Raw genomic sequence first — 12,253 nt, forward strand, 5'->3', positions numbered from 1 at the left:
TTATACGATTTGGTTAAGTCAAACGCCCCGTTACCGATGTAAAGAAAGGCAGGGTTATTGAAGACGATGCGAACATCCGGAAGGTATAATTCGTATTCGCAAAATATAGATCGTCACAAAATCAGTTAATATTGCGATGAGTCGGGCGTAATAGCAAAATGACCAGAGCGCTAAGCTTATAACGAGTATACGAAATACAATGTCTCATCGGCTTGTCAGCCAACGAGGCAGTCGTTTGTGTCTGCAATCTAGATTAGATGGCGATAATCAGACGGCCGTGCCGACGTGGCAGGAAACGGGCCTGTTTTTGTGCAGGTAAAGGAAGGCCTGATCGCGGATGCCGTCGAGCCACAGTCCGCGGCCGGCATACCGGTAGCCATCTCCCATGGGAATCAACCGGACATGGACGGCGCGTCTCGGCGACAGGAAAAACTGGCCGGTTACTACGTCACCGCTGGAGGTGGTGCGGCCGGAGCGAAGGAGATAGTTGGCGCCGTTCTCGCAGGCGACCACAAATTCACCGTTGCCTGGTCCCGTCGGCAATGCATCGGCGGCTTTGACATTCGGTCCTGCGATCACGGCTCCGACAAGGCCCAACGCGAGTGCGCCAATTCTGAAACGCGCAGTTTTGAAAACAATACCGCTCAAGCGCATGATTAATTTCCTGTGTCGAAATAATCGACACAATTGAGCGGAAAATCATCCTTGATGCAAGCTGACTGTCCGGCAATCCGCGCAGTCATACCTTGTTTGCGCGACGGCCGCCTCAGAGGAGCAGCGGCAACTCCAACATGCCCCGGCCGGACGCCTCAACATTGGAGGCCGGCAACATATCGGTTTCGCTCTCGTGGAGAGTGCGCGCCGCATATGGCGCGGCAAACAGGTTGACGCCTCGCCCATCCAGCGCGAACAGGGGCAGGAAATGGCGCAGATCAGCTGTTTCGAACAGTGCGGCACGCCGATTGTCGAGCACCAGCCAATGGGCATCGAGACGCACTGCAAGCACCGCGTGGTCTTGCCTGACGGCGCGATCCCTCACCAGAAGAAGCCTGAGATCGGCTTCCGCAACGCCCGCCTCGCGCAACGCGGCGTACTTGAGAATGGCGTAATCCTCGCAGTCACCCTGCCCCGCCGCCAGCGTCGTCAGCGGTGAACTCCAGCGGTCTGCGACGCCGTGCTGCATGACGTCGCTCACATAGCGTACAGCCTCGTTGACCGCGATATTGACGCGTTCAATGCGTTCGCGATCGGACAAGCCATCTGTCGCGCGGACAATACGCAGGAAGCGGCCTGCGGCCGTGCTGCAATCATCCGTGGAATGACGGCAACGATCGTACTGCTCGTTCTCCGAAAGCATGGTGTCACGGATGGTCATCCATTTCGTCCAGAGCACACCCTCGGGAGCGCGGAAAACGTACAGGCCGAACGGTTCGTCACTTGTCTGCGGCAGCGACGCCGAACCGGCGATGTCGCTGGTAACGGCGCCGTCGGTCGCGCTGGCGAGGCGCGGAGAGGACAGCTTGCCGTCGTGCTTGGCCAGAACGTCCTTGATCGTGAAGAAACGAACCGGTGTAGGAACTGCCATGACCGGAGCGTCCTCCAGCGTGGCCTTGCTGGCGCGCGACTTGGCGGCCGCGGCGTCGATTGCCACGAGACTGAGGGACACAGCGAGAAGAAGTCCAGACGCCTGCAGGATTGCCTGCGGATACCTGATACCGAACATGATCGACGCTCCGTTATCCGGAGCATCGGCCTGCGATCGTGCGCTGGTCCTGTTCCGGATTTATGGAACAGGCGTAGCGGGCGCACCGCTTCGGGGCGGTTAAGGGGCGTCAATGGTTGCGGCTATTATCAAAAGCAGCCTGAATCGAGCTAAACCGGGTTCAGTAAAATTTTATGAAAATGGCTTCAACGCTCCCGCAAAGCCTCGTCGCGCAGCAGCCGCGCGGGTTTGACGAGATAGTCGAGGACGGACTTTGATCCGGTCAAAACCTCGACAGTTGCCACCATGCCCGGAATGACAGGTAAAGGATGTTCGCTGGGACCGAGGTAGTTTTTATCGGTGCGGACCATCACTCGGTAGAACGTCTCGCCACGCTCACTCTTGTCACCCTTCTCTTCCACGATCGTGTCGGCGCTGATGCGCTCGACCTTTCCGTGGAGCGACCCGTAAACGGAGGAATCGTAAGCAGAGAGTTTGACAACGGCTTCGTGGCCCGGACGAATGAAGGCAATGTCCTGTGGACGGATGCGCCCCTCGACCAGCAGCGTGTCGTCGAGCGGCACCAGCTCCATGATGCTCGCAGCCGGCTGGACGACAGCACCGATGGTGGTGATGTTGAGCTTGTTGACGATGCCGCGAACCGGCGAGCGCAGTTCGGTTCGTCGTACCTTGTCCTCGGCGTATTTGATGTTCTCATCGAGCACGGCGAGATCGCCGCGCGATTTCGCAAGATCGTCTTCCACTTGCGCCATGAATGCGGCACGTACGCCGGCGATGCGGGCCTGAGCCTCCTGAATTGCGGATTCGGTCTTGACGATCGTGGCTTGAACGACAGCGAGTTGGCCGCGCATATCCGTCGCCTGCCGGTCGACACGCAGCATCTCGATCTCAGGGACGATGCGCTGATTGTGAAGGTTTCGCGTGAGTTCGACTTCGCGATTGAGCAGCTTCAGTGTTTCGGAAAAACGCTTTTCAGACGCGCGAAGCTCGTCGATCTCCCTATGCTTTTGGTCTTCCTGTTGTCGAACGACATTGAGGTCTTGGACGAGCTTTCGTGCATGAGCCTGAAATACACTTCTTTCGGCGGCAAGCGCTTGCGAGTTTGCCTGTTCCAACTCCGCAGAAAACGTCAGCGTCGTTTTGCCTTGCGCCTCGGCTTCGAGCCTTGCTACGCGTGCGGCCATCGCAGCCTGGCGCTCCCGGATCTCACCGAATTGCGAGGAAAAATTGGTGTCCTCAATGCGGACCAGCGGTTGCCCCTGTTCGACCATCGCGCCTTCCTGCACAAGGATTTCGCTGATGATGCCGCCCTCGAGCGACTGGATAACCTGTGTCTGGCGCGCCGGCACCACGCGTCCGCTGCCGCGCTTCACCTCATCGAGTACGGCGAAATGAGCCCAAACAATGAACGTCAGGAACAACGCCAGGGAAGTCAGAAGAAGCATGCGCGCCGTGCGCGGCGTGCGCATCTCCACGGCGGCACGAACATCGTTGGAGAAAGCAAAATCAGACTGCGACATTGGTCGGCCCCGTCTGCGGCGCTTTCATCCGTGCAACGATCTCCGCACGCGGTCCGTCCGCCACGAGTCTGCCGCGATCGAACACCAGCACCCGATCCACGAGAGCCAACACCGAAGGGCGATGCGTGGCGATAAGAATTGTCGTGTTGCCTTTTGCCAGTTCCTGGAGACGCGAGAGAAATTCCGCCTCGCTTCGGACGTCGAAATGTGCGGTTGGCTCGTCAAGGAACAGCACTTTCGGTTTGCGGATCAGCATCCGCGCCAGCCCAATGGCCTGCTTTTGACCGCCTGACAGGCTCCGACCGCCCTCGGCGATCATCATGTCGTAGCCTTCCGGGTGACCGGCGATGAAAGACTCCACTCCGGCAAGACGCGCCGCAGCGAGAACTTCTTCGTCGGTCGCACTGGGCTTGCCGTATGTGATGTTATCGCGCAGCTTGCCGTAAAACAGATCGGTGTCCTGAAGGACAAGCCCCACTCCAGCACGCAGGTCGGCCGGATCGTACTGGCGAACGTCGACATTATCGACAAGGAGCGCGCCCTCCCCGGGGTGATAAAATCCCGCGAGCAACTTTCCTACAGTCGTCTTTCCAGAGCCGATGCGTCCAACGATCCCGATCTTTTCGCCTGGTTTGACTCTGAAAGAGACGCGATCCAATGCCTTCGTATTGCTGTTCGCATAACCAAAACTCACATTCTGGAAATCGATCCTGCCATCGCGTATCTCGCGTGCGAGGAAGATTTTTTCCGGCGGCCGTTCTCGTTCAAGCTCCATCAGGCGGTCGATGGAACGCAGCGAGGCGAACGTCTGCGTTGCGCGTGTAATCACGGCCGCGATACCTGCAATCGGTGCAAGCACACGACCGCACAGCATGTTGGCTGCAACCAGAGCGCCGACCGAGAGTTTTCCATCGAGAATCAGGAAAACACCTATCACCACGAGAAGCAGGTTCGTGGCCTGGGTTGCGACGCTGGCGCTTGTCAACGCGAGCGCCGACCAGAACTGCACGTCTTCACTCGAACGAGCGGTGGCGGCGACGGAGCGTTCCCATCCGCTCTGCACCTTTGCCTCGCCCCCGATCGCACGAACCGTTTCCATGCCGCTGAGCGATTCCACCAGGATGCCGTGGCGGGCCGCGGATTCTGCCTGAAGACGGTTTATCGACCTCGAGAGCGGACGTTGGAGCAGCAGGCCCACACCAATCATGATCGGGAGCATCACCAACGGAATCCACGCCAAAGGCCCGGCCACCATGAAGAGAACCGCGATAAAGATCATCGCGAAGAGAAGATCGGTGGCCGATACGACGGTGCCTGACGTGAAGAACTCGCGGACCGAGTCAAAGTCCCGCATCTGATTTGCAAGAATGCCGACCGACGCCGGTCGTTGCGCCAGTTTCAGCGACATCATGTGTTCAAAAATATTTGCCGCGAGCACGACGTCGATCTTCTTGCCGGTCATATCGATCATGCGGGCGCGGACGATTTTGAGCACAAAGTCGAACACGATGCTCAGGCCAAGGCCGATCGAAAGGGCGACCAGCGAAGGGATCGCTCCGTTGGGAATGACACGATCGTAGACGCTCATCGTGAACAGCGGCATGGCAAGCGCCAGAATGTTCACGATGAAGGCGGCGATCGCGACGTGCGCATAATTGGCGCCGAATTGCTTCACGACCGACCTGAACCAATGACTGGTCGGCAGGTCGCCCGACGCGACAGCGCGTGGGTCGGCGACCTGGGCGGGTCTGACAAAATAGGCGAAACCGGTGTACTGGACCTCAACCAGCACGAACGGCTCGATGATGTCGCTTCCGTTTTTAACAGGATCAGCAAGCGTAACCCGGTTTGCTTCGCGATCGATGCCCAGCAGGATCCGCGTGGAGCCGTCGTGAAGAAGCAGCACCGCCGGCAGTACAAGCGCCGGGATGTCGGCTAGCGGGCGTTCCATCAACTGGGCTTCAAGTCCGGCGCGTGCTGCGGCTCGCTCGTAAAGCGCGGGATGCAGCTTGCCATCCTCGATCGGAAGGCCGGACAGCAGGGCGTCGCGACTGATCGCACGACCAAAGTGAGCCGCGAGATAGGTCAGGCTGTCGGAAAGATAATCCTCACCGCGAGCGGCGGATGATTGTTCTGGGCCGACCGGGCTCGACTTGGCGTCTGCAATGGCGCGAATGAAATTCACCGGAAGCCTCAAAATAAAAAAATAACTGAGCCGCCCGGGATCGGTCCGCAACGGTCTCCACAATTCAAGGTCCAAATGAATTTATTTAAACACGGGCGATCACGCCCGTTAATTCAACATGAACCAAGAAAAAGGCTCGATTCACAGTAAATTTGCGGGGACAAGACCCCGAACGAGGCAACAGCTTAGTGCTGCGACCCCGTCATTCTCGCAAAAGCATCAGCCGTCGTCGTGGTGAAACCTATGCCGCCGACATGGAAATTGGGCATGCCGGCCTTGTCGGCGCTCGCCCAGCGGTCCTCGAATGTGACAGCGGCCGGGACGGAAGCATGAGCCGTAAACGGCGTGTTCCATGTACGGATGCCGTGGACATTGAGAGGCTCAGGTCCCGGTTCCGGCGCAGTCAGGCGCACAGGCGCCACGCTAAGCGGGATGATCCCATAGGGCTTGGTTGCCAGCGGGTCTGCTTCCGGCGGCGGTGCCGTCTTGAGGTAGGACAGGAGCTGGCCCATCGCTGCAAGCAGCTGATAGTCCGCGAATACGGTAACGCCTCGCGCTGACGTCAGCGAGACCAGCGCGTTGAAGTACTGGTTCTGAGAGTTCAGCAGGTCAATGAGCGTCCGCTGGCCGAGCTCGTATTCCTTGTTGTAGGCGGCAACCGTTTTTCGAGCTGCTTCCACATCACGGATAAGAGCCGCCACGCGCTCGCTGGTGATGGTTCGGGCGGCCCATGCCTTGTCGATGGATTCCAGAGCGTCACGCTGCAACCGCGCATTCTTCTGCTGTTGCTCGATCATGCGCTCGGCAGCTTCGTTACGGCGCCAGCTGTCGCGGCCGCCGTTGAAGATGTCCCAGCTGATAACGACCTTCCCGCTCACTTCGTCGCGTTCGCCTGGATAGGTGATTGAATCCTTGCCGTGCAGGGCGCGTCCTTCGAGAGAAACATTCGGAACGAACGCGCCACCCGTGGCGTCGAATGCGTGCTTGGCTGCATCGGCATCAGCGCGCGCCGCCCGCAACGTCGGGTTATAGCGATAGGCGAGATTTAGTGATTCATCCTTGGAGCGCGGAAGGTGGGAAAGTCGCGATGGAAAGCGCACATTGAAAGCTTCGAGACCGACGACCTTGCGATACTTGGCGCGTGAAACGTCGAGTTGGGTGCGGAAATCTGCAAGCGCGGCCTCGGCTGCTGCAACGCGCTCCTCGGCCTGCTGGAGATCGCCCTCACCCGCCCGGCCGCCCTGGAAACGCGCGCGGACATTGTTCCGGAGATCGCGATGAACCCGGACATTGTCTTCCGCGAGAGAGACGATGCGCAGATAGCGCGTGACGTCGATATAGGCTTCGGCGGCGTCGAGACCGATCAGTTCGGTGCGCTCAAGCACACGATGCGACGCTGCGTTGACCCGCGCTGCCTGACGCCACACTTCGTTGATGCTTGCGAATCCGTCGAACACCGTCTGGCGGATCACGATGCCCGCTTGGCTTCCGTTCATGTAGTCGCCGTTTCCGAGCGGCGCTGGCGTAATGTAACGCCTCAACGATTCCGGGCCGGCGCTCGCTTCAAGTCGTACCTGCGGGAGCAAGGCGCCCTGGCTTTGGCGCATCTCGGATTCGGTCGCGCGTCTGTTAGCCGTCGCCTCGCCAACGCCAGGGTTGGTCGTGACGGCCTGATTGATGGCGTCATTGATCGAAAATTGCGCAGCACTCGCAGAGGTTGCGACAAATGAGCCCAAAAATACAAAAAATGCCGTAAATAAATAAAACATAAACCCCACCGTAGCCACGGTGCTACCATTATTCAAAAATGCTCGCAACCAATCCAAACCTGCTCAAAATCGCGGTTGGGGACCCTTATCGCTTCCCTTCGCGGCGTTGAATGGATTGAATTTCAATTTAAAAACAAATTGTTAGCAGATCTTCGGCAGCCTTCAATTCGCCAGCAAGCAATGTGTCTAAAATGCAACGATCGCGAGGCAGCATAAGTTCCCCGCATCTGATTTTGCAATTTTAATCAATTGTTGAGCAGTTCCTCTAATCGTTGCGCGTGCGAATCGTACCGGCCGGAACAAGGAAAAAGATCTGGCGTCGCGCAGGGATTGTATGACTAGGCGGACGACATTCGGCAGGCGCACACTGAGTGCCGAAACAAAGCGCTGGCTGACGGCCCTGGTCATTTTAGGCGGCTCGCTCGGCGTATATGCGGCGAAGCGCTGGAATGGGCCGCCCGACGCACCCATCGGCGGCATTGCCTATGTGATTGATGGTGACACCATCAGCATTGCCGGGCGCCATATCCGTCTGGTCGATATCGATGCGGCGGAACTCCACCAGAACTGTGAGGATGCCCGCGGAGCGTCTTGGCCATGCGGTCAAGCGGCGGCGCGGGCCTTGCGGGGCTATCTGCGCGGCCGGGAGGTATCGTGCAGGGCGCAAGCCTACGATCAGTACCATCGCGCTCTGGCGGTCTGCGCGTTGCCCGATGGCACGGACGTCAATGCCTGGATCGTGCAGCAGGGTCTGGCTGTAACGTCGGGTTTTGCCAAGGTCTACGGCACTCAGGAACGCGAGGCACGAACCGCGAAGCGTGGGCTTTGGATCGGCACCTTCACCGAACCGCGCGAATGGCGCCGCCAGCACCCACGCTCGCCAGAGGAAGACCGCAAGGGTTGAACACGCGGTGTTCGCGGTCCGCCTAGCCCGCCTCGGCGAGACAGGGCTTCGCTCGTAAATGACGGTCGGTCGAGGCCGGATATTTTCGCAGCATGACCGCTGTGCGCACTGGCCGGCGGACCAGTTCACCGGAGCAGTTCGGGCAGATGCCTTTGAGGACCTGATCGGCACAGGTGACGCAGAAGGTGCATTCGAAGGTGCAGATCCGTGCATCCAGACTTTCCGGCGGCAAATCCTGATCGCAACATTCACAATTCGGCTTGAGTTTCATCATGGCCTGCTCTCCTCCGATACCCTTGAGAGAAGATAGTCGAAACGTCAGGACCGTGCGAGGCCGAGGCGGTCGTCACGCCGCCGCAGCCATTCGATCGCGGGCAGTGTCGCCAGAACCATCACGGCCTTGCCGACGATCTGGCCGGCCACGAAGTTGAGGCTTCCGAAGGCCAACCACAGGAACAGGATCGAGTCCGCCACCAATCCGACGGCACTGCTGGCAAGAACCGCGAATACCAGCCCGCGCCGCTGCAATGGGGTGAACACCGCAAAGTCGACAAGCTCCGAGAACAGGAACGCAACGGCGGATGCGACGACCAGCGAGGCTGGCGCCAGCATTGCCGACAGCAAGGTGCCCAAGAGGATCGCCCCGAGGCCGTAGGCGGTGCCAAGGCGGCGCTGGACCAGATCGCGCAGCACCAGCGCAAGGCCGACCATCAGCACACCGCTCGGCGCCATCAGCCCTCCAGGGCCGACCGGGATCAGACACGGGCTGTTCGGCGGACAGACGGTGCCAATGTGCTGGATCAGCCAGTTGGCTGCCGGAATCGAGGCGATGTAGGCAGCCAGAAAAACAAGGCCCTCTGTGCGACGGCGGCTTTCAATCGTCATGGCCGCGATCCGCTGGCCCCGTTGGCCATGAAACCGTTCCAGCCTTTGGCGCGCAGCCGGCACGCCGGGCATTCGCCGCAGCCGTAGCCCCAGTCATGCCGCGCGCCGCGTTCGCCCAGGTAGCAGGTGTGGGAGTGTTCGACGATCAGATCAACCAGTCCTCGCCCGCCGAGGTCATGCGCCAACGTCCAGGTCTCGGCCTTGTTCTTCCACATCAACGGAGTGTGCAGTTCGAATGCACGATCCATCCCGAGATTCAGCGCGACATTGAGCGCCCTGATGGTGTCGTCGCGGCAGTCGGGATAGCCGGAGAAATCTGTTTCGCACATGCCGCCGACGACGTGGCGGATGCCGCGGCGATATGCCAGCGCCGCTGCAAAGGTGAGGAACAAAAGATTGCGTCCCGGCACGAATGTATTGGGCAAGCCGCTTTCCGTCATCTCGATGGCGACGTCGCGCGTCAGCGCCGTATCGGAGATTTTACCCAACGTCGGAATATCCAGCGTGTGGTTGTCTCCCAGCTTCCCGGCCCATTCCGGCTTGAGCGATATTGTCCCCGCGAGAAGCGCATCACGGCAGTCAAGTTCGATAAGGTGCCGCTGGCCATAGGAAAATCCGACGGTTTCAACGCGCGCGAAATTGGACAAGGCCCAGGCAAGGCACGTCGCGGAGTCCTGCCCGCCTGAAAACAGGACCAGTGCGGCGTCATGATTTGTCGTGGCATCCATGCGGCTGCATGTAGCATCGACAGCGGTTCCGGCCAACCGATCAAGCGGTTGAAAAAGCGATGTTTTGCCTGTGCCGAAGCTGTTCGATGCGGCATAGATGGCCGATCAGTCAGCCCTCCAGCTCCGGTGCCTCATGCCCTCTTCGCGCGACATTTCAGGCCTGCTCGATATCATGGCGACATTGCGGACGCCGGTCAGCGGCTGCCCTTGGGACCTCGAGCAGTCGTTCGCGACGATAGCGCCCTACACCATCGAGGAAGCCTACGAGGTCGCGGACGCCATCGCGCGCGATGACCTCGTTGACCTGAAGGAAGAACTCGGCGACTTGCTGCTGCAGGTGGTGTTCCACGCTCGAATGGCCGAGGAGCAAGGCGCATTTGCATTTGACGATGTGGTGGCGGCGATCAGCACCAAGATGATCCGCCGTCACCCGCACGTCTTCAGCGATCGTGCGGGCAAACTGACGCCCGACGAAGTCAAGGCATCATGGTCACGCATCAAGGCCGAGGAAAAGGCCGAGCGAGCGACGCGACATCCGCCCGCTTCGCAATCGTCCCTGCTCGCAGACGTCAAGGCTGGGCAACCGGCATTGGCTCGGGCGCTGGAGTTGCAGCGCAAGGCATCGACGGTCGGCTTCGACTGGAATGATCCGCGCGCGGTGTTGCGGAAAATCCGAGAAGAAGCCGACGAAATCGAGGCTGCGCTGGATGCCGGCGACCAGACGGAAATCGCATCGGAAACCGGCGATCTTCTGTTCGCGGTCGTCAACCTGGCTCGCCATGCCAACACCGATCCTGAACTCGCGCTGCGCAGCGCCAACGCGAAGTTCGAGCGCCGGTTCGCCTATATCGAGCACACGCTCGCGGCACATGGCTCATCGCTCGCGCAGGCGACACTCGACGAGATGGACGCCCTGTGGAACGAAGCCAAGAAACACGATCCAAAATGACGAAAGCGGCGAGTGATCCGCCGCTTCGCTTTTGACGGATGCGCAGGATACCTGCGCAGATTTCGATCACACCCCGGTCTGGGTGATGAACTTGGTGTTGAAATAGGCGTCCATCGCTTCGGTGCCGCCTTCGGACCCGTAGCCGGAATCCTTGATTCCGCCGAACGGGGTTTCGGGCAGCGCGAGGCCGAAGCTGTTGATCGACACCATGCCGCTTTCGATCGCGGCGCCGATGGCAGTCGCAGTCTTCGCGGATCGGGTAAAGGCGTAAGACGCAAGACCGAACGGCAGGCGGTTGGCTTCCTGCGCAGCGTCATCGAATTTCTGGAACGGTGAGATCAGCGCCAGCGGTCCAAACGGCTCCTCGCTCATCGCGCGGGCGTTGTTCGGCACATCGGTCACTACGGTGGGTTCGAAGAAATAGCCCTTGTTGCCAATGCGGCTTCCGCCGGTCGCCACCTTCGCGCCCTTGCTGACCGCATCCTGCACCATTTCCTCGATGGCGTTGACGCGGCGCGGGTTTGCGAGCGAACCCATGCGAGAGTCCTTGTCGAGACCGTTGCCGACTGTCACCTTCTTGGCGTTAGCGACAAATTGTTCGACGAACCTGTCGTAGACGCCTTCCTGTACAAGGAAACGCGTCGGCGAAATGCAGACCTGTCCGGCGTTACGATATTTGGCGGCGCTCATGATTTTGGCTGCCGAGTCGACATCGGCATCGTCGAACACGATCACCGGTGCATGGCCGCCGAGCTCCATGGTGGCGCGCTTCATGTGCAAGCCCGCGAGAGCGGAGAGTTGCTTGCCGACATTGGTCGAGCCGGTGAAGGAGATCTTGCGAATGATCGGGTGCGGAATGAGATACTCCGAGATTTCAGACGGCACGCCATAGACAAGATCGACGACACCGGCCGGAACGCCGGCGTCGACGAAGGCGCGGATCAATTCGGCGGGCGACGCCGGGGTTTCTTCCGGAGCCTTCACGATGATCGAGCAACCGGCGGCCAGCGCGGCGGACAATTTGCGGACCACCTGATTGATCGGGAAATTCCATGGCGTGAACGCTGCGACCGGGCCGACCGGCTCCTTGATCGCGAGCTGATAGATGCCTGGGCCGCGCGCGGGAATAACACGGCCATAGGCGCGTTTTCCCTCTTCCGCGAACCAGTCGATGATGTCGGCCGCAGCGAGCGTCTCGCCCTTGGATTCCACCAGGGTCTTGCCCTGCTCCATCGTCATCAGCGGAGCGATAGCGTCTGCGCGCTCGCGCAGAATTTCAGCAGCTTTGCGCATGATCTTGGCGCGCTCGAAAGGTGCGACCGCGCGCCACACCTTGAAGCCCTTGTCGGCGGCGGCGAGCGCCTCATCGAGATCCGCTTTGCCGGCATGGGCTACAGTGCCGACGGTTTCTTCCGTCGCGGGATTGAGCACAGGAATGGTCTTTCCCGAGGCGCTGGCGCGCCACTTGCCGTCGATATGCAGCTGTACGTTTGGATATGTCACGTGCATCTCCCGATTATCGTTTGTTGGAGTTGGTGAGAATGAATAGACCCGGTGCCTGTGCGGTCAAGTGTTTCCCGCATGGAGTGT

The 12,253-nt window shown here is 59.8% G+C and carries 11 protein-coding genes; 2 read left to right on the forward strand and 9 right to left on the reverse strand.

Features of this window, described 5'->3' with window-relative positions:
* Positions 1-267: 267 nt before the first annotated feature.
* The 5 genes from ASC80_RS07115 to ASC80_RS07135 form a co-directional block, all read right to left on the reverse strand.
* Positions 268-579, reverse strand: coding sequence for a hypothetical protein (locus tag ASC80_RS07115; protein ID WP_244487198.1), 312 nt, complete (start codon positions 577-579; stop codon positions 268-270).
* Positions 580-766: 187 nt separating this feature from the next.
* Positions 767-1,723 (reverse strand): transglutaminase-like cysteine peptidase, encoded by a 957-nt coding sequence (locus ASC80_RS07120; protein ID WP_056294399.1) that lies wholly within the window; start codon positions 1,721-1,723, stop codon positions 767-769.
* Positions 1,724-1,908: 185 nt separating this feature from the next.
* Entirely contained in the window at positions 1,909-3,243 is a 1,335-nt protein-coding gene (locus tag ASC80_RS07125; protein ID WP_056294402.1) for an HlyD family type I secretion periplasmic adaptor subunit, read from the reverse strand.
* Positions 3,230-5,410 carry a type I secretion system permease/ATPase gene (locus ASC80_RS07130; RefSeq protein ID WP_056295727.1) on the reverse strand — a complete coding sequence of 727 codons (2,181 nt, stop codon included), beginning with the start codon at positions 5,408-5,410 and terminating at the stop codon, positions 3,230-3,232. The genes ASC80_RS07125 and ASC80_RS07130 overlap by 14 nt, the downstream gene beginning before the upstream one ends.
* A gap of 203 nt (positions 5,411-5,613) precedes the next feature.
* Positions 5,614-7,197, reverse strand: a complete 1,584-nt coding sequence (locus tag ASC80_RS07135) for a TolC family outer membrane protein (RefSeq protein WP_082512429.1) — start codon at positions 7,195-7,197, stop codon at positions 5,614-5,616.
* Positions 7,198-7,531: 334 nt separating this feature from the next.
* Between ASC80_RS07135 and ASC80_RS07140 the strand changes: the two genes are divergently transcribed.
* Positions 7,532-8,101: a thermonuclease family protein gene (locus ASC80_RS07140; protein ID WP_082512430.1), complete on the forward strand. Its 570-nt coding sequence runs from the start codon at positions 7,532-7,534 to the stop codon at positions 8,099-8,101.
* Positions 8,102-8,123: 22 nt separating this feature from the next.
* Here ASC80_RS07140 and ASC80_RS07145 read toward each other — a convergent pair whose 3' ends face one another.
* The 3 genes from ASC80_RS07145 to queC are packed head-to-tail and all read right to left on the reverse strand — an operon-like array spanning position 8,124 to position 9,714.
* Positions 8,124-8,375, reverse strand: coding sequence for a DUF1272 domain-containing protein (locus ASC80_RS07145; protein WP_056294405.1), 252 nt, complete (start codon positions 8,373-8,375; stop codon positions 8,124-8,126).
* Positions 8,376-8,419: 44 nt separating this feature from the next.
* Positions 8,420-8,986 (reverse strand): VUT family protein, encoded by a 567-nt coding sequence (locus tag ASC80_RS07150; protein WP_056294408.1) that lies wholly within the window; start codon positions 8,984-8,986, stop codon positions 8,420-8,422.
* Positions 8,983-9,714, reverse strand: coding sequence for a 7-cyano-7-deazaguanine synthase QueC (gene queC / locus ASC80_RS07155; RefSeq protein ID WP_056294411.1), 732 nt, complete (start codon positions 9,712-9,714; stop codon positions 8,983-8,985). The genes ASC80_RS07150 and queC overlap by 4 nt, the downstream gene beginning before the upstream one ends.
* Positions 9,715-9,847: 133 nt before the next feature.
* Here queC and mazG point away from each other — a divergent pair, with 133 nt between their 5' ends.
* Positions 9,848-10,663, forward strand: a complete 816-nt coding sequence (gene mazG / locus ASC80_RS07160) for a nucleoside triphosphate pyrophosphohydrolase (RefSeq protein ID WP_056294415.1) — start codon at positions 9,848-9,850, stop codon at positions 10,661-10,663.
* A 66-nt stretch (positions 10,664-10,729) separates the two neighbouring features.
* On the opposite strand, the gene ASC80_RS07165 is transcribed toward mazG, so the two are convergent.
* Complete coding sequence (locus tag ASC80_RS07165) at positions 10,730-12,166, reverse strand: NAD-dependent succinate-semialdehyde dehydrogenase (RefSeq protein ID WP_056295732.1); 1,437 nt, start codon at positions 12,164-12,166, stop codon at positions 10,730-10,732.
* Between the last annotated feature and the right edge of the window lie 87 nt (positions 12,167-12,253).

The sequence above is a fragment of the Afipia sp. Root123D2 genome, assembly GCF_001425835.1.
Lineage (GTDB): Bacteria > Pseudomonadota > Alphaproteobacteria > Rhizobiales > Xanthobacteraceae > Afipia.